Raw genomic sequence first — 25,654 nt, 5'->3', positions numbered from 1 at the left:
GTGCACACCCCTGACACCCGCCCCACCGGGGCCCGGCAGTCAGATCGCCAACACGGTTACCAGACCCGTGTAGTGCAAGCTGGATACCGGCGCGACCCAAGTGGAAGGTCGCCGGGCCGTCATGCCGACGGCCTGATCGGCAGACGGCCTCGTCAACCTCCCGCCTGCGGCCATCGTGCGGTCCCATTTCGGTACGCCGCGAGCTCCTCGGGCACGTGCCTGGCCCCGGGCCTCCGACTGACCGGCCGCAATGGACTGCCAATCGCTCAGCGCGTCAGTTTCCACAGGCGGATGGTCTGGTCGGCGCTGCCGCTGGCCAACAGGTTTCCGTCCGGGCTGAAGGCCACAGAGTAGACGGCACCGTGGTGACCGGTCAGGGGAGATCCGATGGCGACCGGGCCAGCGGATTCGCTCACGCGCCACAGTCGGACCGTGTTGTCGCTGCTTCCGCTGGCCAGGAGCTGTCCGCTGGGGCTGAAGGCAACAGTGTTGACGGCATCCTTGTGTTCGGTTGCGTTGCCGAGGAGCACCGGGCGTGCGGGGTCGGTGACCTTCCACAGGCGGACGGTTCTGTCACCGCTGCCGCTGGCCAGCAGGTGGCCGTTCGGGCTGAAGGTGACGCTGTAGACGCGGTCGGTGTGGCCGGGCAGTGCCGGGCCGATGGGCGCCAGAGGGTCCGCCACGTTCCACAGCCGGACCGCGTGGTCCGACCCGCCGCTGCCCATGACGCTCTCGTCGTGGCTGAAGGCCACCGACAGGACGGCATCCGTGTGTCCGTAGACGGGTGTGCCGACGAGTGCGGGGTGCGCGGAGTCGGTCACGTTCCACAGCCGGATCGTGCGGTCACCGCTGCCCCCGGCCAGCAGGTCCCCGCTGGGGCTGAATGCCACAGAGAAGACGGCGTCGGTATGGCCGGTGGCAGGCCGGCCGGCAACGGCTGGCTTCGCGGGGACGGTGACGTTCAGCAGCCGGACCTTCTGGTCGGCGCCGGCGTCGGCCAGCAGGTTGCCGCCGGGGTGGAAGACCACCGAATAGACCGTGTCGGTGTGGCCGTCGAGAGGGAGACCGATGGGCGTGGGGTGCAGTGGATCCGCCAGGTCCCAGAACCTGACGGTTTGGTCGGCGCTGCCGCTGGCCAGGACATGCCCGCCTGGCCGGAAGGCAACTGAGTAGACGCGGTCGGTGTGGCCCAGGAGCGGCTGTCCCAACGAGGTTGCTGCCGCGGTCGACGTCCTGCTCGGCGCTCCGCGATCTGACGTCGTCGCCGGGCCGGCAGGACGGTGGGTGAGCGTCAGGACGGTGTCGGTGACGGTCAGTCCGGCGGCGCCCACGGCGCTCAGCAGCGTGCGCCGGTCCAGCAGGGGCAACCGTCCAGCCGCAGGTTGCGGAAATGGTTCCGGCGGCTTCCTCGGGTGGTCGGGGTGGGCGGCGTTGCTGGCGAACACGAACCCGTGAGCCCCGCGGGCTCCGCTCTCCACTGGCTCGGGTAGTCCCGCGTCCCGTAACCGGGCGTGTAGTTCGAGGAAGATCCGGTCCAGGCGCAGGCGCGGCGCCGATACCTCACGGATGCCGTTGCGCACGATGTCCAAGAAGGCTTTGGTGAAGTACGTGAGTGTCCCGTTGACGGGCGTCTTGGCCTTCTTGGTGCTGGCGCTGGCACCGATGACGTATAGCCCCTCGACCGGGTGAGCCTCTTCGACGTCGGCCGACTGGAACACGTGATTGGACTTGGTGGCGAGTTCGGCATGACAGCAGTCCAAGAGGACGAGCTTGGTCTCCGCCCGGCAACCGCGGAGAATCTTGGCGAGATTCTCGTAAAGCATGGCGGTGTAGGGCAGCGCTATCCAACGTGGGTCGGTGCCGCCCACGGTCAGGGCGAGTTGCCCCTCGCTGGTGCGCAGTCCATGGCCGACGTAATACACCAGCAGTGTGCCCTGGACGTCACTGACCGCCTTGATCACCTCTCGGGCCAGCGCGTCCGGCGACGCCAAGTCCACCAGGCACGTCACGCGCCAAGCAGGCCATCCGCACAGCTCGCCGGTCAGCAGATCGGCCATCGCGCTGACACACTGGGCGGCGGGTAGATTCGGGAGACCAGGATCTACGTACGCTCCGTTGCCGATCAGGATGGCGCGGGAGCTGCTCAGGTCACGCTCCACCTAGCCATTCCTCCAGCACCGGGCGGGCCTCTTCGAAGGTTTCGGCGGTGATCGTCAACCGGACAGTGCCGTGCCGCACCTTCATGACGAAGCCCGGCCCCCTTGAGTCCAGCAGCGACTTGACGACGCCCAAGAACACCGCGACAGCACCACCCGACGCACACGCTGCCGTCAGCAGGTCCACCGCCGTGCCGAGGTCCTCGGGCTGCATCGGCGCGGGCACGGCATCCACCGCAATCCCACTGCGGCCTTGCAGCTCACCGAACAGGATGTCGAAATCGTCCGGATCCTCCGTCGAGACCTCGACCGTACCCATCTGCGCCCCCTTCGCACCTGGCCTTCGGTCCACCAGCAAACGCCAACAAAATGCCGCCGCCGATCGCCGCCCTGGCCCTGGAGACCCCAGACCGGCGCCTCGGCTCATCCATCCCCGCCCGCAGATGCGGATGAGTCCTCGACGGTAGAGGTGCCGCGGCCACGGTACGCCGCAAGGACAAAACCGTCCATGAATTGTCCGCACACGACTGTCGGCGATGCAGAAAAGCGCGATTCTGATGCTGTCCAGGAGCTGGCGCCGAACTTCAGCTGGCACGTGGCTCGCGGCCCTGTGGGAACCGGGGTGCCCCGCAGCGGCCATGACCGGTTTCGTGGCGGACACCCCGTCGGCGATGACATCCATACCGCGCGTTTGGTGAGACCGGCGGGGCGCGGGTCCCGGCGGCCCACCGTTCGGCGCCGAGGGCGACGGGCGACCCCCCCTCTCCATCACCGCCACGGCCAGGCAGACCCACAAGCGGGAGCCGCGCACCTCTACGTGCGCGCGCACAGGGTAGCGCCGGGATCGCTGGTTCGGCACCAGATGCTGATCCGTGTCAGCCGTGCTTCCCTGGAATGGAGTGCCCCGCACCGCTAGCGGTGGGCCCCCGTCGGCTGGAGTCCGTCAGCCACCGTCGCAGAGCCTGGAACAGGCCTGTTCGACGAGCCAACGTCGTTTCCTCACCTCCCTCGCAGGTCACGAGAGGAGCGCCACTATGCGCAATCACCACCGGACCCGCCGTCTTCTGACGGCCTCGACAGCTCTGGTCGCCGGGGGCGTCATGCTCTGGCCCGATGCCGCGGTCGCGCGCCCGACCGCTCCTGACACCCCGGCAGGGATCTCGGGAACGTACCAACTCGTGAACGCGCAGACCGGCAAGTGCGCGACGGTCGCGGGCGGCGTCTCTACCGAGAACAACGTCAGGCTCGTCCAGTACAACTGCGACACGCACCCCTCACGCCGCTGGTTCATCAGCACCAACAACGGCAATGGCAGGCAGTTCATCAACGGCGAGACCCGCAAGTGCGCGACAGTCGCGGGCGGCGTCTCCACCGAGAACAACGTCGAACTCGTCCAGTACAACTGCGACACACACCCCTCACGCCGCTGGTTCGTCACCGATTGGAACGGCAGCTCGTACCAGCTCGTGAACGCGCAGACCCGCAAGTGCATGACCGTCGCCGGGGGTGTCTCCACCGAGAACAACGTCAGGCTCGTCCAGTTCACCTGCGACACGGACCAGTCGCGACGGTGGATCCTGCGACGTGTGGGCGTGCCCATCGACTGAAGCACCGCAGGCGCACCACTCTCTCCGGCATCGTGACCGGCGCGTAGTGACGGCGACAGCTACCTCGTCCAGAAGGCCAACCGTCTCGGTCTGCAGACACCTGGCCTACAGCGAAGCCCTCACCGACGAACGCAAGGACACGGCCACCGCTTTCTGGCAGCGGATACGCGCTCTCCGCATCCACCTGGGGGAATGGGCCTGCCAGGGGACCTACCGATCCAGCAACGCGCGGACAGCGGCCCTGGCAGACTTCGTCCACCCCTACTACAACAACCCACCCCCGCGGCCACACCGCACTCGGCGGACACCGAGCGCCTCCCCGGCCGCGGAGCAATGGGTCCCGCGCCCCACGTCCATGGAGGTCGGTGTGCGCCGCACGGCGCCGACACTCAGGCGACGCTGTTGAACTGGGCGCCCTCGCCCGCGTACAGGTTGGTCGACTGACGGGTGAAGGGCGCGGTCGCCGAACCGGTCGACTGGTACACGTACGTACCGTTCGCACCGTAGGCGACCATGTCCGGGCGGCCGTCGCCGGTCACGTCGCCCGCACCGACGAGCTGGGAGAAGGCGTTCCAGCCGCCGCCGATCCGCACGCGTGAGGCGAAGTTTCCGGTGCCGTCGCCCTGGTAGAGCCACAGCACGCCCGAGGCGTCCCGGGCGACCAGGTCGCCCGCCGCGCCGCCCGCGATGTCGCCCACCGCGGTGATCTGGTTGTAGATCTGCCAGCCGCCGCCGACCTTGGTGCGGCCGGCGAACGGGGCGGACACGCTGCCCGTGCCCCTGTAAAGCCACAGGACACCCGAGGTGTCGGTCGCGAGGAGGTCGGGGCGACCGTCACCCGTGAGGTCGCCGCCACCGGTGATCTTGTTGTAGGCCTGCCAGCCGCCGCCCACCTGGGTACGGGACGCGAAGGTGCCGTCGCCCTTGCCCAGGTAGAGCCACAGGACACCTGAGGCGTCCCGGGCGACCAGGTCGCCTGTCGGGGGGCCCGCGAGGTTTCCCGCCGCCTCGATCTGGTTGTAGATCTGCCACCCTCCGCCGATCTTCGTCCGCTTGGCGGTGGTGACGCGGCCGTCCGCGGGCCAGTCGAACAGGTCATCTCGCCACAGCACACCCGAGGCGTCCCTCGCCAGGACGTCCGTCGAGCCGTTGTCGTTGAAGTCGTGCGGGTTGGCCCGGGGGTTGACCTCCAGGCGGCCCGAGGCCGTCACCGCCCGGCCCGTTCCGTCCGTGGGCGTGGCCGTGATCTGCCAGTCGTACGCGCCGTTCGGAGCGCTGATCCCGTCCAGGGCCCCGTCCCAGTCGAAGACGAAGCGGGTGCCGTCGACCGGCTGTGCCAGGTGCCGGACGAGCTTCCTGCCGGTGGCGGTGTGCGTGAGGGTGAGGTCCACGGTGGCGGTGGGACGGGAGAGTGTCCACTGCATCGCAGTGGTGGTGCCCGGCCGCTCCAGGTTCACCGCCGTGGGCACCTTCGACTCCGTCACCACGATGTCCCGGGAGAAGCCCGTGTCCGCGACGAGTGTCACGCTCGGGACGCCGGCACCGCCGTCGGTGATCCTGAACAGCCCGTCGGAACCGGCCGTCGAACCGCGTACGAGCAGGCTGCCGTCCGGTGCGTGGGCCACGCTGGAGAAGTGCTCCAGAAGCTTGTACGGAGCACTGCCGTCGCTGATGCCCCGCGCGTACAGAGGGCCCTGCGCCTCGTCGCCGGCCTTGCCCGGGACACCGTAGAGCAGGGTGTTCCCGGCGATACCCGCGATGACGGTGCGGCTGAGGGAGCTGTCCATGGGGAACGTCTTACGGGCACCGGTCGGCGAGACGACGAGCTGTGTGCCCTGGGCCGGGTACTCGCTCCACGCCTTGTAGTCGGCGGTGTACGCGCCCGTGGAGTCCTGGGTCCACGGCCCGACGCTTTCCGCGCCCTCCCAGTCGACAACCGCGTGGTTGTTGACGTTCGTGAGCGCCTTCCAGTACTCGGTCCGGTAGGTCGGCCCCGAGAACACGCGGGCGCTGCCCAGGATGAGGAGGTCGTGGCCGGTGGAGGCGACGACCTTGTAATCAAGTCCGTAGGCGCGTGACGTCAACTTCGTCTTCTGGTCGACGCCGTTGACCTTGGAGAGCTGCCACAGCTCGTGGTAGTCCCCCGTCGTGGGAACGCTCACGAAGAGGTTGTCACCCACCACGCCGACGAGCCTCGCCCCGGGCTTGAACACCGACGCCAGCTCGAAGAACGTCGAAGAGGTGCCGCCCTCCCTCATGTCCCGCAGGAAGACCATGCTTGCGCCGTCGCCGGTCACGACGATGTCGGAGTTGCTGTCGTACCCCTGCGTGCCCGTGTTGATCGGCAGCACCGAGCCGTCGCCGTACTTGTGCCATTCCAGAATCGCGGTGCCCGCGTCGTCCCGGCGAGAGGTGAGGTAGCCGGTGTCGCCGGTGCTCACGACCTCGGCGCCGACGGGCAGCTTCGCCTCGTCGGCCTGGGAAGCGGACACCACTCCCCCGGCCGCGGCGGCGGGCGCGGCCACGGCCCCGGGCGAGGCCAGGACACCGGCGCCGACCGTCACGGCGAGCACGGTGGCGCCACAGGCTCCAAGACGGCGGGTGGTGCGTACGGAAGCCAAGACAGTCCCTCCTGATGGGCCGAGCGGCACGCGCGTCGGCGCGTGCCGCCCGGTCAGACATACGAACAGGACTGTAGGGCGTATGTGTTGCTCGTGTTCACCCGGGGCGACGATCTCCACGGACCTGCGCCGTCAGCGCGCCGACCGGCTCACCGCTGCTTGTCGGTCGCCGGGTCCTGGTCGAGCTCCGTGCACCAGCACGGCCGGCCAGGGGTGTGCGGCCGAGGGTCGACAGGAGAAGTTGTTCCAGCCGCTGACGAAGCGCGCCTGTCCTACGATCACGGGAGGCATCGTACGAAGAGCGAAGGAGCAACCGGGTGGCGATCGAGAGGCCGGGTAGGCCGGAGAACCTGCCGGCGGCCGAACTGCTGTGGGCCCGCTGGGCTTTGGTCGCCGTACTGGAAGCCACCGCCGACGCGGAGTCGGACGGCATCCACCGCACCGGCACCTGGATCGACGACAGGGGGCTGCACCTCGACGACTGCGGCTGCACCTGGTGGACCCTCGCCCCCATGGGAGGCGAGCGCTATGTGCTGTACGGCGAGGACGAGTCCAGCGGCGTCAAATGGCACACCCCGGCCATCGACATGCTGGCGCAGGCACCGGACTGGCTGCCCTTCGAGCGGCTGCGTCGCCTGCTGGAGGGCAACGAGCTCGGCTGCGTCTATTGGTACGAGGACGGCGCCTGGGCCCGCGCGCCCTATCCCGACCAGCTCGGCGACGACGGCCTCGACTGCGGCATGAGCCGCTTCGCGGCGCGCGAGGAAGCGCTGGGCCTGCTGATGGATGCCGACCCGGTGTCCCGGGAGCAGGCGGCGGACCTGCTGGCCGCGGCGGAGGCGTACCGCCTCGCCTCCTGTGACATCACGGCGCTGCTCGACGCCAGGGACGACGAGTACACGGTGGCGGACCGGCAGGCCGCGCTGCGCGCCTTGGAACGCGCCCGCCTCTCTCCTCGCGACTGAGTCCGCTTCCCTCCCGGGGAGCCGGGCCACGGCCGCCGGGCGCCCGGGCGCCCGGGCAGCGCACCGCGACGGCCGGGTCAGCGGTGACATGGCGCACCGCCCTGCGTCCGGCGCGCGGCTTCTAGGCGACCGCGCTCGGCGAGACCGTCGCCGGCCAGCGCGAATTAACAACTTCGCATGGCAATGTGCGGACAACTGTTACATCGCCGGCGGAATACCTACATGCGCTCTTCGTAATGTCGGCCCTGCCGCTCACACCCCGGCGCCGCCCATCGGCTCGACCCACCTCCCGCTGCCGGGACGGGGCGGGTCATCGCCGTGCGACGCCTCGGGCAGCCCAGGTGCGGTGCACACCTCCTCCCGGAGGCGTGCTCGCCCGCGTCCCGCCCGTCTCCTCGCCCGCCCGTTCACCGTGAAAGCCTCCCGTGCCGCATCAGCCTGCCCGCCGTGTCCTCCTCACCGGTCTCATAGCCCTCTCGGCGGCGATATCGGCCTGCACCCCCGCGCCGTCGACACACGCCGTCTCCCCGCCGGTCCACCAGCGCGGCATGGTGCAGGCCTCCCGGGACGGGGCGAGCGGTGCCCGGATCATGCAGGTCGTCGCCCACCCGGACGACGACCTGTACTTCATGAACCCCGAGCTCCAGCAGTCCATAGACGCCAACGACCAGCTCGTCAGCGTCTATGTGACCAGCGGGGAAGCCCAGGGCTACAACAAGGTCCCCGGCCGTAAAGCCCCCAAGCCCAATGTGGCCGACTACGCCGGCGCCCGCCGCCAGGGCCTGCGCCAGGCCTACGCGCTGATGGCGACCGGCGACACCAAGGCTCCCTGGTCCCGGCAGGCCAGCACCCTCCGTGACGGCACTCCCGTGGAAGTGGACGCACTGACCGAGCACCCCGGCATCCGCCTGGTCTTCCTCGGCGTCTCCCAGCACGCCGTCGCCCAAGGCACCGCCGCCAACCTGGACCTGCGGCGTCTGTGGGAGGACCCTCGCGCGGTCACCCGGACCCTGGCGGGCACCGGCTCCCCCGTGCGCAGCTCGCACCGGGTCACCCGCGCCGGACTGATAGACGCGCTGGTCCAGCTCATGGACGGCTACCGGCCCACGCTCGTACGCACCATGGACCCCGACCCGGACATGCAGGTCCGCAACGCCAAGCACCGCGCCCACCACGACCAGCGCGGCTACTCGGACCACCCCGACCACACCGCCGTCGCACTGTTCACCTACGCCGCGCTCGACCGCTACCGGGCCCCGCACGCCGTCACCGCCTTCCGCGGTTACTACAACGAGCGCTGGCCGCAGGCCCTGCCCGCGCGGACCGTCCGTGCCAAGGCCGACGTCCTCAACGCCTACGGGGGCTCCCCGCAGGGCTGCGACGACAAGGCGTTCGGCGGCTGCGGCGACTACGACGTGGGCCGGGACCGCTCCTACGGCACGGGCTGGCTCCAGCGCACCTCGCTGCGCTACCCCACCGCCGCGCCGCAGCTGCGGCAGGACGCCGACGGGCGGCTGACCGCGTTCGCCGTGCTGGGCGGGCAGGCCGCCATGTGGCAGGAGACCGCCCGTGGCAGCGGCCAGTGGACGGCGCCCGAACTGCTCGTCGGCAAGGGGCTGTTGCCGGGCCTGACGGCCTCGCCGACGCGGGACGGCCGCTGGCAGCTGTTCGCCGAGCGCATCACCGCACTCGGGGCGGGCGCGACGGGCAACCGGCGTGAGATCGTCACGACGGCACAGACCCACCGGGGCGGGCCGTTCGGCGCCTGGGTCTCACTGGGCACCTCCGACCGCGACCCCGAGCGCGGCCGACGCGTCGGCGGGCCCGTCGTGACGCGCGGCGCCGACGGCACCACCTGGCTCTTCGCCCGCACCTGGGCCAAGGGCGTCTCCGTCCGCAGCGAGCGGCCGGACGGCACCTGGAGCAACTGGTCGGACCTGGGCGGCGCCGAGGTCCAGGAGGGGCTGAGCGCCGTCACCGACGCCGGCGGCATCGTGCACGTCTTCGGCGCCGGCCACCACACCGTGCGCCACTGGGCGCAGCGAACCCCGGGAGGCCCGTTCGTGGTCGTCCCCACGGGGCTGCCCGCCCCGGCCGACCCGCCGACGGCGCTGGCCCGGCCCGACGGTTCGCTCCTCCTCGCCTTCCGCGAGGCCGGGACCGCGCGAGTGCTCGTGCGCACCCTGCCCGCCGGTGGCGGAGCGTGGCGCGACGAGCACGCCGACCTGGGCAGCCGCGGTTACGGTCCGCTCGCTCTGGAGTCCATACCCGGCGGAGTGCTGCTGGCCGCTCGCAACAACGACGGCGGTACGAGCCTGGTCACCCTGGGCGCCGGCGGCACCCCGGGGTGGAGCACCGTCCCCGGCGCCGTGGTCGGCGCGGTCTCCCTGGCGACCGACTCGGGCGACCGTCCCGTCCTGGCCCGGCTCGCGCCCGACGCGACCCTGCGCGTCCAGGCCGTACCGGCGTCCCAGCCTGCTGAGCAGGGCGAAAGCGCACGGACGACGGAGGCGGCGTCGCGCGGGTCCCAGTTCATCCGCGTGCGCTAGGCATGCCAGGGCCTGCCGTCACATTCGCGTCGTCGCCCTGAGGGCGGCCTCGGGCTGTCTGGTGCGTGCTCTCGGCGGGCCGGCCCGCGTCCTCGGCCTGCCGAAGGGCCTCGCCGTGACCGCCGTGGAGCGCGACGAGGATTCTGGGGCGATCGACGCGACGTCACTTTGGAAGGAGCAACGGCCCACGGTCCACGATGGATTTCGGCGGCAAGCCGACCGGCACCGTCCCCGCCTACACCCACGACGGCGCTCACGAGCTGGACCTGCCCGCACGAGCACGTCAGTTCCCCGGCCCCCTCAGCCAGCGTTCCACGAACACGACATCGGCGTCGACGATGAGCACCCCGCACCTCCCGCCCGCGCACGCCGTGTCGTCGTGCCCGGGCGAACTTCACCGTCGCCAGGTCCGATTCGGCAACTTCCCGCGGCGCTACTGGGTGATGTCCTGGGTCAGTCCGTCGGCGTCGAAGGACTACCGGGTTCGCAGGAGCGCTGTGCTGCCGGACCGGACGACCGGGTTCAGGGGGCTGTGACACTCCTGTCACATATGTGACAGGGCCCTTACACAACGGAGTACAACGGACTGCCGCGCCGGTGGGTCCAACCTTACGGAACAGCGGCACAGGGGCTGCTGTGACCGGACGCGGCAGATGCCGCGCACCGTGGAAAGTATGGGGGAATACGTTGAACTCGCTTACGCACAAGGTTCGTTCGTCGGTCGCGGTCTCGGGGACCGCTCTGCTGCTGGCCGCCGCGGGCTTAGCCCTCGCGCCGGCTGCCGTGGCGGCCGATGAGAACCCGCCGACGCTGGCGGTGGCCACCGCCGCGCCCGCGGAGGTCGGGGCGGCCGGTCTGCCGGTCGCCTTCACCACCACGGTCTCCAACGTCGGTCACTACGACACGTCTTCAGCGCGGCTGATCTACCGGATCGACGGCGGCATGGGCCTGCCCACGAACGCCGTCAGCCTGGAGTACCAGCTGGGCGGCACCGTGTGGAAGAAGGTGCCGCTGACGTACGCGGACGGAGAGTTCTCCGGCGAGATACCGGAGAAGTTCCCGCTCGCCGCGGGCCAGTCCCGCACCGTGCAACTGCGCATCGGTGTCCCCCTGGGCACCCCGCACAACGGCGACAGCAACGGTGGCACCGACCACCTGAAACTGACCTCTCTCGTCTCCTACGGCGCCTCCGGAGCGGCCACAGGAGACGACGAGGACACCATCAAGGTCGACGGCCTCACCACCACGCTCTCCGGCGTTCCCACCACGGTGACCGCGGGCGGCACCGTCGGCTTCGGAGTCACGGTCGACAACCCCACCGCCTCCGGATACGAGAACGTCACGGGCACGCTGCTCACCAGCAAGTACGCCTCTGTGCAGGTGCTGCGCGCAGGGTCCTGGAAGACCCTTGCCCCGGTCACCTCGCCCGCCGAGCCCGGTGTCTACGGTTTCAACGTGATCGGCAAGGACGCCTCTCTCACCGCGCACAGCAGCACGGCCGCCAAGGTCCGGGTGACCTACCGCAAGGACACGCCCGCCGGGAAGGCCACCGTGCAGCCCTGCGTGTTCGTCAACCAGGGAGCGACGGCATTCACCGGCACCACGTTCTGCGGTGCCGGGGCGGTCGTGCAGGTGCTCGCGCAGAGCACCGCCAGGACCTCGGGGACCACTGCGGGCACCGTCAACGCGACCGTGACCCACACGACCCCGGTCCACTCCGTCTCACCGTCCCAGACCCCCTCGGCGGGCTCGGGCGGGCTGTCTGGTCCGTCCGGGGCGAACGCGCAGCTGGCCAGCACCGGAAGTGGTGGCACGCCGACGATCGCTCTCGTGGCCGGCGCCGCCCTGCTGGGCGGAGCCGGAGCACTGGGCTTCGCTGCCCGGCGACGTCACCGGGCCTGACCCATAAATAGTGGCCCTTCCCGTCCGGTGAGGACGGGAAGGGCCACTGCTTGAGCGGCCTCCCCTGGCAGGGGCGACACTGGTCGGGTGCTTCGGCTGACCGGTGTCGGCGGCGGTAGGCCGTGGTGCCAGGGTGGTGTCTGCGGGCCGTGGTGGCCTTGGATGCCACCACGGCCCGCAGTGCCAACGCACCCTGACGCGGCCACGAACACGATCGCGGCCAGAACCTCACGATCCCCATGCGAACGGCGCCACCACCCTGCGGCCGGAGAGGCGCCGGCGGCACCACCCATTGGAACAATCCCACACACCGTCCGGCACCATCCGCTCAACAATCCGAGTTGCCGGACAGCCAGCATCCCGCAAGTCCACCCCCAACGAAATGGCTTGTCAGAGCAGCTGCCGTAGGACGTCACCAAGGACTGCCACACCTTCACTGATAGCGGCGGGCGCGCTCGCTGCGTAGCCGAGGACCAGGCCGGGGCGTAGTGAGTCTTGGCTATGCCATGACAGTGGCTGCACCTTTACTCCCCGCGCAAGCGCAGCGGCAGCGAGGTCGGTATCGGCGAACTCGGCGTCGAAGGTGATCATCAGGTGCAGGCCCGCTGCGGCACCGTGCACCTCCGCGTCCGGAAGGTGGGTTCTGATCGCATCGACCATGGTGTCCCGGCGACGGCGGTGGCGTGTGCGCAGGAGCCGCAGCTGACGCTCCATCTCACCTGATTCCATGAGCTGTGCGAGCACCTGCTGGGGTAGTGCGGCGTTGCCCAGGTCGGCGAACCGTTTGGCGGCGACAAGAGCATCCCGGTACTTCGGCGGTGCAAGGACCCAGCCGATACGCAATGCTGGGGCGAGGAGCTTGGACACGCTTCCGGCGTAGCAGACGTGGTCGGGGAGTACGGATCGCAGGGCAGGGACCGGGGGCCGGTCATAGCGGTGCTCGGCGTCGTAGTCGTCCTCGATGATCAGTCCATCGTTTTCGGTGGCCCAGGACATCAGTTCACGACGCCGTGCCCCGCTGAGCACCACTCCCGTCGGGAACTGGTGCGCGGGAGTCAGTAAGACCGCTCGAGCGACCACGTCGCGCAGCACGTCGACGCGCACGCCTTGGGAGTCGACCGGGACAGGCGGGGTGTCCAACCGCTGATTGTGCAGGTGCTGGCGGGCCCCGAGTGATCCCGGATCCTCCACGGCCACCGCGGAGATCCCGTGCTCGCGCAGCACCTGCCCGAGCAGACTGAGTGTTTGAGCGGTGCCGGCGACGATCAGTATGTCGTTTGGATCTATTTTGATCGCGCGGTTGCGGGCAAGCCAGTTGGCGATGGCGTGACGCAACGCCGGTGTCCCGCGCGGGTCTCCGTACCCGAGGTCGGACGCCGAGAGGCTCGCCAGTGCGGAGCGCTCGGCGCGCAGCCAGGCGGATCGCGGAAACGCGGCAAGGTCGGGCGTGCCGGGCGACAGATCGATCCGGGCGGGGACCGCTCGCATCGAGTCGAAGATATCCGCGCCGGGTACGGCGGCGAACAACGCACCCGGCGACAGAGGCGCGGCCTGCCTGGTCGGGGGCACCTCCGGCGGCATGGCGGGAGCGGCGACGACGATCGTTCCGTTGCGCCCGTGTCCTGCCGCGTGCCCGTCTTCTATGAGTCGTTGGTATGCCTCTGTGACCACGCCGCGGGATACCCGCAGTTCACCGGCGAGAACGCGGGTGGCCGGCAGCTTGCTCCCGATCGGCAGACGACGGTCCGCTATCGCGAGCCGAAGTTGCTGAGCCAGCCAGTCGGATCGCCTGCCCACCGGCGCATCGCGGATGTTGAGCTGCAAGAAATCGGAACCAGCCACTATGGACTGGTCAGTTGGACCTTGATTGGACCTGTTCACCGGACCAATAATCGCAGCAGGATGGCCGTATGGATACAGCAATGGCATCTCCTGAAGCGAGAGCAACAGCCGACTATGTGCACGGTTACTCCGAACGCGAGGCGGCTCGGCTCGGTGACCAGGCGGACACTTTGGCGGCATTGGTGCATGCGGGCACGACCTATCCGCCTGGCAGCCGCGTCTTGGAGATCGGTTGCGGGGTCGGTGCTCAGACGGTCCACCTGGCCCAAGCCAGTCCCGGGGCGCATATCACCGCTGTCGACCACTCCGCTGACTCCCTTGCCCAGGCCCGTGCCCGCGTCACGGCCCAGGCACCAGCGGCGGATGTGGAGTGGTATCACGCTGATCTGGAAGATCTCCCCTTCTCCAACGCGGAATTCGACCACGTCTTCGTCTGCTTCGTCCTGGAGCACCTGTCGGACCCCGGGCGGGCGCTGGCCGTACTGCGGCGCGTGCTGCGGCCCGATGGCACCATCACGGTGGTCGAGGGGGATCACGGTTCGGCGCTGTTCCACCCCGCCAGTGAGTACGCCCAAGCAGTGATCGGCTGCCAGGTCCAGCTCCAGTCAGCCGTCGGCGGAAATGCCCTGATCGGCCGACAGCTGCAACCGCTGCTGGCTCGGGCCGGATACGACGACATCGTGGTGCGTCCTCGTACCGTCTACGCCGACCAGACCCGCCCCGCATTGGTCGACGGCTTTACCCGCAACACGTTCATCGCCATGGTCGAATCAGTCCGGGACGAGGCACTGACCGCTGGGCTCACGACCGCGGCACACTGGGATCGCGGGATCGCGGACCTGCACCGGACCGCACAGGCCAACGGGACCTTCCACTACACGTTCTTCAAGGCTGTCGCCGTAAATCCGTCCCTCAGCGACGCCGTGGGCCAATGACCATCACTATCGCTCTCAACACTGGTGCCACAGGTGATGCACACCATTTCGGAAGCAACCTGCAAGGACTGAACCCCTCCCCCGGCGTCGCCGCAGACACAGACCGCTCATCGTCATCCAGCTACGTCTGACTGATCGGCCGCAGGGCGCAGTCTCCGCGCTGTGGCTGGCCCTGCCCGCGTGACTATGTCGCCCTGCACACAGCAGTGACCCACACTTGCGCCTGCGCCCATGAGGGAGGTATCGATGCCGACGAAGGCCATGAAACGCTCGGTTTCGCGCTCGTAGCGACGGTGTGGGTGGCGAAAGCCGCCGCGCAGGCGAGCGTGCGACCGCTCCGGGGGCCCGCTGGTCAGCCCATTGCCTTCTGCACGCGGCGTACAGAGTTCGGGCGACCAGCGACGGAGGCCACTTCGCCCACCAGCCAGGACGCGTCTGAAGGGCGTGTTGGTGGATGGTTAGGCGAACCCGCCACGATCTCCACCGTGTCGGCAGAAACACCGGCACCCCTCCAAAGGAGAAACCATGAGCATGACCAAGCGAGCCGCCGCCATCCTCGCCACGGCCGTCGCCACCCTCAGTCTCACCGTGGGTGCCATCGCCCTTCAGGCCAGCGCCCACAGCACCACGCAGGCCGGCACCGTCATCAACGGCCCATAACAGCTGCCTCTGTCGCAACCTCCGACATCCCGCCCACCAGGGCCCGAGCCGCTTGTAGGACGTGTATCGCAAACTGGCAGGCCGAGCTGACGGCGGTGCTGCAAGGATGCGGTCATGGAGCAGATATTGAGTCGGCAGGAAGCGTCGGAGGCGGTCCAGGATCACGGGTGGCGCTACCTGCTGGGCGCCTTGCAAACGTCGGTTCTGGTCGGGACGTTGGCTCAAGCAATCAATTTGGCGGCGGAAGCTGTCGCAGCGTGTGGCGACGATGCCGATCGCCATCTCCGGGTCGATGTCCGTCCCGATCTGGCCGTCTTCACCCTGCAGTCGTTGGACCACGCAGCCGTTACTACCCGGGATGTCGAACTCGCGCGTCGGATCTCCGCCACCGCTGAGAAGTCCGGGTTCCTGCCGGATCCCGGAATCGGAACGGAGGCGCCACGGTCCGTCCAGGTTCTGGAGATCGCAATCGATGCCCTGAGCATCGCCAGGATTCGACCGTTCTGGAAGGCGGTGTTGGGCTACGCCGACGAGGCGGGCGCCGAGGGGCCGGAAGATCCCCTCGTCGACCCGGTCTGGCAGGGCCCGGCCATTTGGTTCCAGCAAATGGACCGCGCGCGTACGCAGCGCAATCGCATCCACATCGACATCAGTGTCCCGCATGACGAGGCGCCCCGGCGGATCGAAGCCGCGCTGGCAGCTGGAGGGCGGCTCGTGTCCGCGACCCGTGCCCCAGCTTTCTGGGTGCTTGCCGACCCAGAGGGAAACGAAGCCTGCGTCACCACATGGCAGGGCCGGGACAGCTGACACAACCTGCTGGTCACAGCCACTCGTTGATGGCCACGACGAAGACGGTAGCCCCGTAAGGGCCGTGCTGCTTGGATCGTGTGGGCGGGCGCGTTGACCGGGGGGAGGCCGTCAGGTGTGATCGCGTTCCGGCGGTTCACCGAGTGGTTCAAGGCGCGCGTGTGGGCAAAGCTGCACCGGGGGCGGCGAGTGGCCGTAGAGGGGATGGGCGAACCCCACCACGCCCTTGCACGTTCCTGGTCTGTCACGCGACCGGAACCAAGGGCCTGTCTCCTTGGCCTGTGGGGCCGAGACCAGTCGGGGGTAGTTGGGCGCAGCACGCACCGGCTACCGTCGTGGTAAGCATTCGCTTAGCCGCCGTCGGTGGGACAAGCGGCGCCGCGAGAGAGGTAAGGGGACCTGATGCCGGTCATCGATGCGTGGATGCAGCACCCCACGCTCCGTCACTCCAACCATGGGATGTTCGAGTCGCTGCGCCGGTGGACGGGGCGGGGCTTGCTGGAGGAGCCGTTGCCGGTCACAGCCACAGTGGCTGCGATGGCGGAAGCTGATGTGGAGCTCGGCCTTGCGTCGGCCTGGTACGGGCCCCAGGGTCCCCTGATCAGCAACGACGAGGTGGCCGCGTTTGTCGCCGAGTCCGAGGGGCGGCTGCGCGGGGTGGCCGGCGCGGATCTCACCCGGCCGGTGCAGGCCGTAAGGGAACTGCGCCGGGCCGTGGAGGAACTCGGCTTCGTGGCCCTGCGGATCGTGCCCTGGCTGTGGCAGCTCCCGCCCACCGACCGGTTGTACTATCCGCTGTACGCGGCCTGCGTCGACCTCGGCATCCCGTTCTGTACCCAGGTCGGACACACTGGCCCTCTCCGGCCGTCCGAGACCGGCCGCCCCATTCCGTACATCGATCAGGTCGCGCTCGACTTCCCGGAGCTGACCATCGTGTGCGGTCACATCGGCTACCCATGGACCACCGAGATGATCGCGGTGGCCGACAAACATGCCAACGTGTATATCGACACCAGCACCTACACCGCCCGCCGCTACCCGCGCGAGCTGGTCGACTACCTGCGCGGCCGGGGCCGCAGGAAGGTACTGTTCGGCACCAACTACCCCATGATCACTGCTGCCCAGGCGCTGGAACACCTGGGTGAACTCGGCCTGGACGAGGAAGCCACCGAGCTGTTCCTGTCCGGAAACGCACGACGGGTCTTCAGCCTCTGAGGGCGCCGGGGGTGCCGGGTCGGCAACGGGAACACATTGAGGATCGCCGCAAGATGGAGTGCGGCCCGATAGGCGAGAGCGAGCTTCCGGGTACGGATAACCCGCGGCTATCTCGTTCAACCGAGATGGTGTCGACGCAGGCGTCAAGATGTCGCCAACTCCATTTGCCTGGCAAAGAGTTCATCGGCAGCCAGTGCAGCGTCTGCGAGCACACGCTCTACTTTCGGGGAGTCGACGCGCACCGGCAGGCACGGCACACCGGTGCACATACACAGGGCCGCCGCGCCGGCGCGCAGTTCACCAACCGCACCGTCACGCGAGCGGGGCCTTTGGGAAACAGCAGCACACTCCAGCCCGCGTCCAGCAGGGCGTCGGCCGTGCGCCGGGGGGATGCCCCGCTCACGGTGGACGGGGAAGGCCCTGCGGAGCCATCGCATCAGGGCCGAGCGCAGCGTGGTGGTGAAGAAGTAGTCGCGGCGGCGACAGCGATCCAGCCGGTGGGGCCGCGAAGTGAGCAGCGGCGGCGCGTCGAGATGGCTGGCGTGGTTGGCGACCACCACCACGGGACCGCGTACGTGCACGGCGGTCGGGCAGGTGCGCACGGTCAGCTGCCGTGCGGCGCGCGGCGCGCTCCCGAGGAGGCAACGGTGGGCCAGGAGGTGCACGGCCGGCCAGCAGGCGCGGAAGGCGGGCGACGGCGGTCGCCAGACGGGGGGTGGCGGGCCGACTCGGCTGCACAGAAATGTGGTCTTCACTCGAGGCGTCACGATATATGCCAAAAGACTACGCAATTCGGGTGATCTGTGTGCGACCGGTAACCCACACATAGCCCGGAAGCATCGGCAGACGTTTACGTTAATCCCAATACTTTGCGAATCCAGCTCATTCACACCGCAAATGTACGTATTGCCCGGAGCGGCACTCCGGGCGGCGACCGCGTCACGACGAAGAGGACCACCCACCCATGACCGGAACGCACGTCGTCACCGGAGCCACCGGCCTGGTCGGCGGCGCCTTGGTGATCGAACTGCTACGCCGCACCGACGCACGGATCGTCTGTCCGACCCGCGCACACGACAGTGAGCCGCAGCGCCGTCTGAGCGAGGCGCTACGGGCGGCGGCGCGCGGCTACGGCCATGGCGACTCGCTGGACGGGCAGATCGAGGCCCGCTGCCTGGCCACACCCTTCGACCTCGGCGCGCCCCGGTGCGGAGTGGACCCCGGTCTCGTCCCGGGCGGCGCGGAGCAGTTCTGGCACTGCGCGGCCGATCTCAGCTACGAGGACAAGTACTGGGAGTCGCTCCAGCGCACCAACATCGCCGGGACCGGCAACGCTCTCGATCTCGCCCGAGCGCTGGGCTGCGAGACGTACAACCAGGTCAGCACGGCCTACGTCGCCGGTCGCCGCACCGGGATCCTGATGGAGGAACCCGCAGACGAATGTGATGCCAACAACCGGTACGAGCAGAGCAAGACCTGCGGGGAGGCACTTGTCGCCGCAGCGGACCTGCGGGTACGCATCCTGCGTCCGAGCATCGTCATCGGCCACAGCGTCACCAAGCACGTGGCCGGAGGTCTGAGCGGCGCCTACTCGGTCCAGGACCGCCTTGCGCGATTGCAACGCAGGCTGGCCCGCGCCGGCACGACGGTCGACCTGCGGGTACGACTACGGGCCGATCCCACCGTCCCGATCAACTTCGTCCCCGTCGACCTCGTCGTCGCCGACGCCGTGTCACTCGGCCTGACCGACGCCACGGGCATCTTCCACCTCACCCACCCGACCCCGCTGCCACTCGGCTCGAACCTTGACCTGATCTGCGAATTGGTCGGCCTCGAACCACCGCAGTACTGCCTCGACGGAACGGCCTTCACCGGAATCGACCGCCTGATTGAACGTCAGATGGACTTCTACCAGTCGTACTGGACGGGAACCAAGGTCTTCGATCAGAGCAGGCTGCACGCCGCCGTGCCGACCCCGGCACTGACCACCTGGACCCTCGACACCGCAGATCTCACCGAGTTCTACCTCTGGCACCTGCGCCACCTCGGCCACCCCGCCCGCGAAATCGATCTGGCGTCGGCCTAGCACATGCAGCCGCCCCAACGAGTGGCAGTGTGCGTGCGTTTTGGGATCGCGGGATGAGGTCACGGTTCACGGCGGGGTGTTGACAGTACCGCTGTCGCAGCAGGCACGGCCATCGTTGATCACGTGGACTCAAAGTGTGAGCCGAAGGAACCGTGCCCAGATGCCAACCTGCCTGATCAAGGATCTCGCCCGCACCCTCGGTGCCCTCGAAGCCGCCTTTGGTTAGAGCACTTTGGTCGAATCCGGGGAGGTTATGACACTGCTGGACGCGTTGACGCTCGTACCGGATCCGCGCCGCAGGCAAGTCTGCCGCTACCCACTCACCGGCCTGCTGTCGGCCGCCGCCACGGCAGTCATGTGCGGCGCGCGCCAGCTCGCCGCGACCGTACGCTGGGAACGCGGCGCCCCTCCCGCCCTGCTGGGCAAGATTGTGTGCGGCGCGATCGAAGCCGAGGGCAAACAACTGCACCTGTTGTCGGTGTTCCGCCCCGAGACCGGCACAGTGGCCCCTCAGCGCGATGCGCGACAAGGGCTGCGAAGTCACCCACTTCCCGGCCGAACAGGCCGACTCCCCCACGCGATGGGGGCCGTGCTCATCGAGCGCACCACCACCGGCCTGGGCGACAGAAAGGCCACCGGTATGCCGCAGGGACGTCGCCTACGTCGAACCAGACCTTTTCACCTCAGCCCCCAACGCCAGTCCACCAGTCAAAGCGCACCAACCCGCCCACAGCAGACCGGAGCAACGGCCAGCAGAGACGAGGAATCAAGGTGACCAACGCGAGCGCCCAGTAATGTCCGGTCTAAACACCCCTTCCGGTTACCTCTGATGGACCGGTGATCTCGACCGCACACCGCAGCCAATGTCCCGCCAATAGTCGCCAACACGAGCTACGCTCGCGGGGTCCGAGCGAATGGGACATAAGGTGATAGCTTGGCCATGCAGAGTACTAGCTTGAGTCGTCTTAGGGGACGCGATGAGCAAAGCATACGATGTTCTTGTGGGGATCTTGACAGAGAAGTTCCGGATCCCAGAATCAGAGCTGTCACCCGACGTCACGTTGGAGGATGTTGATCTGGATTCCCTTGGCCGGGTTGAATTCATGATCACCCTCCGGGATCAGACCGGTGCGCCGTTCAGTGAAGAACAGTTCACTTTGGATACAACGCTGTTGGACATTGCCACCGCGCTGGAAACCTCCTGGGAAACCGCAGCAACTCCATGAGTCGTCAGACCATTGCGGTGACAGGCTTGGGCGCGCTCACTCCGGCCGGCATCGGGATCGAAGACACCTGGCGCAGGATTTGTCGCGGCGATTCCATGGCGGCGCATGACGAGGAGCTAGCGAGTTCGGCAATCAACATCAGTTGCCGCGTACCTGAGTTCACCATCGCCGACCGTCGTCTTGCGCGACAACTCTGGCGTCAGGATCGCTCCGTACAGATGGCCCTCGTGGCAGCAGGTGAGGCGCTGCAGAACGCCCGGCTGGACCCGGGTGCATGGGACGGAGCACGTGTCGGAGTGGCTATCGGATGCGCTTTTGGCGGCGCACGCAACTGGGAGACCGGAATAACGCAGTTGCGGCAGGCCGGGGCCGACGCCGTGTCCTCAGCGCTCCTGCCGACGATGCTGGCAAACATGGCGGCTGGCGAGGTGGCAATCGCCTACGGTGCTCGCGGTCCGAGCCTTGCCCCCTTGACCGCCTGTGCCTCGGGTGCGAGCGCGCTGGCCGTCGCCCGTGACTGGCTTCATGCGGGGTACTGCGACATTGTTCTTGCAGGTGGTACGGACGCTGCTGTCACACCCCTGATCGTTGCCGGACTTCAGCGGCTTGGCGCACTGTCCAGCAGGACGGACCAACCAGAAGCTGCCTCGCGCCCCTTCGCCGCAGACCGTGACGGCCTTGTTATCGGCGAAGGGGCTGCAGTCCTGGTGCTTGAGCGGCAGGTCCAGGCTGAGGCCCGGGGCGTCCGTGCGCGTGCACTGCTGACGGGGTGCGGAATGAGTACCGACGCGTTGCATCCCACTTCACCTCACCCTGAAGGCGAAATTGCTGAGCGTGCGGTTGCTGCGGCATTGGCTGACGCCGACCTCACGCCCCGAGACGTCGACCACGTCAATGCTCATGGCACGTCGACCGTCAAGGGCGATGCCGCTGAGGCAAGTTTGATCAGTCGGATGTTCGGTCACGGCGTGAGTGTGACATCCGCCAAAGGAGCAGTTGGGCATACGCTCGGTGCCGCAGGTGCAGTCGAGGCGGCGCTTACGGTGCTGAGCATCGAACGGTCCATTGTGCCTCCTACAGCCAACGTCGATATGCTGTCGCCGGAATTCGACATCGATTTGGTTATGAAGTCAGCGCGGCCCCAGGTCGTTGAAACAGCTGTCAGTAACTCCATGGGATTCGGCGGCCACAACGTGTCCCTCGTCTTTCAATCCGCGGGCTGAATCCTCAAGTTCGTCTCGGCATGTGGCACATATCCTCTCTGCCGTTCAGATTGAGAACCGATTTCCAGCACAGGCGCCGGGCGGTCGACCGATCGCGCGCAACACTGCAGCACCTCGGGATCGTAAATGACCCAAAGGGGCCGCAGGTGTGAAAATCGGTGGCAGGTGAGCCGTGACCAGCCGCAGGGATCGGGCCGTGATCGACTCATGCTTGCGCGAGGGTGCGCTGCGCACGTCGAGGAAGGACCGTGGATGACGCAGAGGCGGTTCGGACTGGACCAGTTGGGGCCATTGCCGACGTTTATGGAAAACAGCACAGAGGCCGTTACTCCATTTGAGGCGCCGTCCGGCGACATGGTCTGGCTGGTGCGTGGCTATGAACTGGGGCGGCTGGTGCTGGCCGACAAGAGGTTCAGCCGGATCGAGGCAGTCAAGGACCATTCCCCGAAGTTTATGGCGGTTCAGCCTGCCCCGGATTCGATGGTCAGCATGGAAGGCACTGAACATCAGCGGTTGAGGCGAGTGGTGATGGGAGCCTTCACCCGCCCGCGCGTGGACCTCATGGCCCCATCCATCGAGCGGCTGGTCGTTCAGCACATCGACAGGATGGTCGCCATGGGACCGCCCGGGGACCTCATCGGAGGGCTGGCTCTGCCGCTGGCGAGCGGTGTGCTGTGCTCACTTCTCGGTATCCCCTCGCACGAAGACGCACGCTTCCGCGACCTGGTGGAAGTGCTTTTCGACATCACGAGCAACACCAGCAAGGAGAGTCTGCAGCGTCGTGTCGAGCTGGTCGGCTTCATGGCCACGCTGACCGGGCGCAAGCGAGAGAGCCCGGGCGATGATCTACTCACCAGCATGGTCCGATTGCACGACCAGGGTAAGTTGTCGCTGTCTGAACTTGTCACCATAGGCCTCACCTTGCTCATGGCCGGGTATGAAACGACTGCCGGCCAAATCGGGCTGTCAGCTCATGCACTTCTGTCCGACCCCGCTGAGTACGAGCGGCTGCGCGGGAACCCGGAGCTACTGCCCCTGGCGGTCGATGAACTACTCAGACTGACGCCTGCCACACCGGTGACATTCGCCCGGGTGGCAACTGAACCGGTTCGACTGGGTACGGTCATAGTCGCTGCCGGCCAGGCCGTCGTTGTTTCGCTCATGCACGGAAACCGGGACGGCAAAGTCTTCACCAGGCCGCAAAGCTACGCGCCCGACCGGCGTGCCGTTCCCCATCTGACGTTCGGTCATGGTGCGCACCGGTGCCTGGGAGCAACGCTGGCCAAGCTGCAATTGCAGGTCGCCCTCGCTCAGCTGCTACGGCGGTTCCCTGCCCTGCGACTGGCCGCCGGGCCAGGCAGGCCCGTGGTATGGAAGGAAGGCCTGGCCACACGAGGTCTTTCCCGACTGCTCGTGGAGTGGTGAGCGAGTGAGTCACAGAGGACCGGAGCTCCGGTTTGTCCGCCTCGAACGGATGCCACTGCCACCCGACGGGGTCGCGGACCGAAGTTTCCATCGAGTTCCACACCTTCAATAACTCAACAATGGGTGAATCCGCACCAACCAAACTCTGCCTGCCCAATCAAGCTGCAGTTCGAAACCCGGACCTCATACAAGGGTGGTCGCCAAAACCATGAACGTGGAGTCAGCGCTCGCGCCGACCGACGAGTTGTCGTGCAGTCGGCGAGGCGTTCCCTCGACTATCGCGCTTGCAGCTCTCTTTGCAGGCGAGCCGCCAGACCAGGAGAGTCTGTACGACCGGGTGGCTCAGCGCTGGGGCCGGCTTCCACGGTTGCGGCAGGTTCTGAGCTCGCCGGAGCGACTCGGCTGGCTGCGCCGCCATCACTGGCAACGGGCGGACTGCCTCGATCCCCGGCGGCACATCCTCAGTGTTGACTGCGCGAAGGACCCGCTGCGGCTGACCGCGCTGCTCCGCGAGCTGATCACCCGTCCATTCCCCGAAGGGCTGCCTCCCTGGCAGCTGCGGGTTGTGCGACAGGTGGACGACAGTCACTTCGCCCTCGTACTGACGGCCCATCATGCGCTGCTGGATGGACAGTCCCTGCTGCACCTGGCTACCCGACTCCTGGACGGCGACGGCTGTGTGTTCGATGGAGACGGTGAGGCATCGGGGGCGCCCCGGCGCGTGCCGCTGAGCGCTGAACGGGCGCAACAGCCGAGCACAGACTCCACTCGGCAGAGCACCGGCCTCCGCCTGGGACGGACTCTCCCCGTGAACCTTGGCAGCGCGCCACAACCCGACCTCGCCTGGGCAGAGATTGACGCGGAGATGATCCGGTCCGCACGCCGGGCCCTGCCCGGTCTCGGAGCGACCCTCAACGAGGTTCTGCTGGCCGGCGTGTCCGGCACCTTGCGCCATGTCCACGGCGAGCCAGACCGATGGCCAGGCGCCCCACGTCCTCTGTACGGCTGCTTCCCCGTAGATCTGCGCACTCGGCAAGAAGCCGAGGTGCTCGGCAACATGGTCTCTCTTGTGCGGTTTCCCCTGCCCGTGGACACCAGCGATCCTCGAGAGCGGCTGACTGCCTGCCAAGGCGTACTGGGCAAGTACAAGCCCGAAGCTGCCGCTCAAGGCATCGACGCAGCAGCAAAATTGGGACCATGGGCGTTGCGCGCCATCGCTGCCTGGGGCAACAGGCCCGGCGCCCTCCCTGTGAGCTGCCCGGCCTTCCGATGGCCTCGGGGCACATGGTCCCTGGACGGCAGGCCTCTCACGAGCGTGATTCCCTGCCCTGTCATGCCACCCCCCGGAGGCATCGCCGTTTCCCTCATGAACTGCTCAGGCACATTCACGCTGTGCACGATCAGCAACACCGTCTCCGGTCACGCCCGTGCGCTGACCGATTCCTTCCCCCGCGAACTCGAGAGTCTGGCAGGGATCGAAAGGGCTAAGTGACCGAAAACGGCACAGATCACCGTCACCTAGGGACCACAGTAACTGTCACGGACAGACCCATTCCAAATCGTCGCCGTAGCAAGGGGGTTCGAGTCGGCTGAGTTCCGGGCGAACTGGAGGGCAGCCCGGTGGGGGGTTACCCATGACGGTGTCTCGGAACGAGAAGCGTTCGGTCACCCTTGGCCTCTCGGCCAAGTGTTCAGCTTCTCCGTCACGATCACCAGGAGCACATACAAGCAGTCCAGGCGGAGACGCCATATCAAGCCCCGACAGTCCCAAACCGGACCGCGATATGACGTGCGGCCAGCTGGAAAGGAATCCGATCATGTCCGTGATCAATCGCTCACCCCAACCCATCCCCCAATGCCTCGACGCCCCGTCCGCGCCGCCGGAGCTCGCAGGCCTCCCCGTGATCGGCTCGCTCCTCGACCTCCGCCGCGACCCTCTGGGCACCTTCATGAAAGCCCAGCGAGAACACGGCGACGTGGTTCGCTTGACGGCTGGACCCCCCGGACTCCGCAGTGTCTTCTACGCTGTCTTTTCACCCGAAGGTATCCAGCAGGTCCTCGGCACCCAGGCCGCCAACTTCCGTAAAGATCACCCCTTGTACGAGGAGATCCGTCAGACGTTCGGCAACGGCCTGCTCACCAGCCAGGACACCGATTACGTGCGCCAGCGTCGCCTTGTCCAACCTCTGTTCAACAAACGCCGTGTGGATGGTTACGCCACCGCGATGACCATCGAGGCCGATTTGATCGCCGCCCGGTGGCGAGCAGTCGAGGACCGGACAGTCGACCTCGTCCAAGAGATGAACCGGCTCGCCCTGCATACCGTTGCCCGGATCCTTTTCGGCCTCGACCTGGAGGCCGCGGTGCCCACCATCCACCGATCCCTCCCCCTCCTCAGCGCTTATGTCGCCCGTCGCGCCTATGCTCCCCTGAAG

Annotated in this window: 20 protein-coding genes; 16 read left to right on the top strand and 4 right to left on the bottom strand. The window is 67.8% G+C overall.

Translation table 11 applies throughout. From position 1 onward, the window contains the following. Positions 1-266: 266 nt before the first annotated feature. Positions 267-2,159, bottom strand: coding sequence for a caspase, EACC1-associated type (locus ACJA3G_RS05905; protein WP_406551808.1), 1,893 nt, complete (start codon positions 2,157-2,159; stop codon positions 267-269). Continuing rightward, positions 2,149-2,475 (bottom strand): effector-associated constant component EACC1, encoded by a 327-nt coding sequence (locus ACJA3G_RS05900; RefSeq protein ID WP_406551807.1) that lies wholly within the window; start codon positions 2,473-2,475, stop codon positions 2,149-2,151. The genes ACJA3G_RS05905 and ACJA3G_RS05900 overlap by 11 nt, the downstream gene beginning before the upstream one ends. Positions 2,476-3,190: 715 nt before the next feature. Between ACJA3G_RS05900 and ACJA3G_RS05895 the strand changes: the two genes are divergently transcribed. After that, a complete protein-coding gene (locus ACJA3G_RS05895; RefSeq protein ID WP_406551806.1) occupies positions 3,191-3,763 on the top strand; it encodes an RICIN domain-containing protein in 573 nt (190 codons plus the stop codon). Positions 3,764-4,152: 389 nt separating this feature from the next. On the opposite strand, the gene ACJA3G_RS05890 is transcribed toward ACJA3G_RS05895, so the two are convergent. Beyond that, positions 4,153-6,384, bottom strand: coding sequence for an FG-GAP repeat domain-containing protein (locus ACJA3G_RS05890; protein WP_406551805.1), 2,232 nt, complete (start codon positions 6,382-6,384; stop codon positions 4,153-4,155). Between the two features lie 317 nt (positions 6,385-6,701). Between ACJA3G_RS05890 and ACJA3G_RS05885 the strand changes: the two genes are divergently transcribed. The 4 genes from ACJA3G_RS05885 (at position 6,702) to ACJA3G_RS05870 (ending at position 11,800) form a co-directional block, all read left to right on the top strand. Next, positions 6,702-7,349 (top strand): hypothetical protein, encoded by a 648-nt coding sequence (locus ACJA3G_RS05885; RefSeq protein ID WP_406551804.1) that lies wholly within the window; start codon positions 6,702-6,704, stop codon positions 7,347-7,349. Between the two features lie 425 nt (positions 7,350-7,774). Then, positions 7,775-9,898 carry a PIG-L family deacetylase gene (locus ACJA3G_RS05880; RefSeq protein WP_406551803.1) on the top strand — a complete coding sequence of 708 codons (2,124 nt, stop codon included), beginning with the start codon at positions 7,775-7,777 and terminating at the stop codon, positions 9,896-9,898. Positions 9,899-10,095: 197 nt separating this feature from the next. Next, the gene (locus ACJA3G_RS05875) at positions 10,096-10,434 is read left to right on the top strand and encodes a hypothetical protein (protein ID WP_406551802.1); all 339 of its coding nucleotides are present in this window, start codon (positions 10,096-10,098) and stop codon (positions 10,432-10,434) included. 151 nt (positions 10,435-10,585) lie between these two features. After that, positions 10,586-11,800: a hypothetical protein gene (locus tag ACJA3G_RS05870; RefSeq protein ID WP_406551801.1), complete on the top strand. Its 1,215-nt coding sequence runs from the start codon at positions 10,586-10,588 to the stop codon at positions 11,798-11,800. 390 nt (positions 11,801-12,190) lie between these two features. Here ACJA3G_RS05870 and ACJA3G_RS05865 read toward each other — a convergent pair whose 3' ends face one another. Beyond that, positions 12,191-13,681 carry a PLP-dependent aminotransferase family protein gene (locus ACJA3G_RS05865; RefSeq protein ID WP_406551809.1) on the bottom strand — a complete coding sequence of 497 codons (1,491 nt, stop codon included), beginning with the start codon at positions 13,679-13,681 and terminating at the stop codon, positions 12,191-12,193. 41 nt (positions 13,682-13,722) lie between these two features. Between ACJA3G_RS05865 and ACJA3G_RS05860 the strand changes: the two genes are divergently transcribed. The 11 genes from ACJA3G_RS05860 to ACJA3G_RS05810 all read left to right on the top strand — a co-directional run. After that, the gene (locus ACJA3G_RS05860) at positions 13,723-14,577 is read left to right on the top strand and encodes a methyltransferase domain-containing protein (protein WP_406551800.1); all 855 of its coding nucleotides are present in this window, start codon (positions 13,723-13,725) and stop codon (positions 14,575-14,577) included. 525 nt (positions 14,578-15,102) lie between these two features. Further along, positions 15,103-15,237, top strand: a complete 135-nt coding sequence (locus tag ACJA3G_RS05855; RefSeq protein ID WP_406551799.1) for a hypothetical protein — start codon at positions 15,103-15,105, stop codon at positions 15,235-15,237. Between the two features lie 114 nt (positions 15,238-15,351). Beyond that, a complete protein-coding gene (locus ACJA3G_RS05850; protein ID WP_406551798.1) occupies positions 15,352-16,044 on the top strand; it encodes a VOC family protein in 693 nt (230 codons plus the stop codon). 402 nt (positions 16,045-16,446) lie between these two features. Then, on the top strand, positions 16,447-17,259 hold the full coding sequence (locus ACJA3G_RS05845) for an amidohydrolase family protein (protein WP_406551797.1): 813 nt from the start codon (positions 16,447-16,449) through the stop codon (positions 17,257-17,259). Positions 17,260-18,223: 964 nt separating this feature from the next. Beyond that, positions 18,224-19,345 (top strand): SDR family oxidoreductase, encoded by a 1,122-nt coding sequence (locus tag ACJA3G_RS05840; protein WP_406551796.1) that lies wholly within the window; start codon positions 18,224-18,226, stop codon positions 19,343-19,345. Between the two features lie 253 nt (positions 19,346-19,598). After that, positions 19,599-20,120 carry a transposase family protein gene (locus tag ACJA3G_RS05835; RefSeq protein ID WP_406551795.1) on the top strand — a complete coding sequence of 174 codons (522 nt, stop codon included), beginning with the start codon at positions 19,599-19,601 and terminating at the stop codon, positions 20,118-20,120. A gap of 202 nt (positions 20,121-20,322) precedes the next feature. Next, positions 20,323-20,571: a phosphopantetheine-binding protein gene (locus ACJA3G_RS05830; protein ID WP_406551794.1), complete on the top strand. Its 249-nt coding sequence runs from the start codon at positions 20,323-20,325 to the stop codon at positions 20,569-20,571. Next, positions 20,568-21,794, top strand: a complete 1,227-nt coding sequence (locus tag ACJA3G_RS05825) for a beta-ketoacyl-[acyl-carrier-protein] synthase family protein (RefSeq protein WP_406551793.1) — start codon at positions 20,568-20,570, stop codon at positions 21,792-21,794. The genes ACJA3G_RS05830 and ACJA3G_RS05825 overlap by 4 nt, the downstream gene beginning before the upstream one ends. Positions 21,795-22,046: 252 nt before the next feature. Next, positions 22,047-23,219, top strand: a complete 1,173-nt coding sequence (locus tag ACJA3G_RS05820) for a cytochrome P450 (RefSeq protein ID WP_406551792.1) — start codon at positions 22,047-22,049, stop codon at positions 23,217-23,219. 193 nt (positions 23,220-23,412) lie between these two features. Further along, positions 23,413-24,711, top strand: a complete 1,299-nt coding sequence (locus ACJA3G_RS05815) for a wax ester/triacylglycerol synthase domain-containing protein (protein WP_406551791.1) — start codon at positions 23,413-23,415, stop codon at positions 24,709-24,711. A 325-nt stretch (positions 24,712-25,036) separates the two neighbouring features. Continuing rightward, positions 25,037-25,654, top strand: a 618-nt coding sequence (locus ACJA3G_RS05810) for a cytochrome P450 (RefSeq protein WP_406551790.1), incomplete at its 3' end; no start/stop codon positions are given.

The organism is Streptomyces sp. YS-3 (assembly GCF_045257485.1).
Taxonomy (GTDB): Bacteria; Actinomycetota; Actinomycetes; order Streptomycetales; family Streptomycetaceae; genus Streptomyces.
This window is presented reverse-complemented; position numbering and strand designations above follow the sequence as displayed.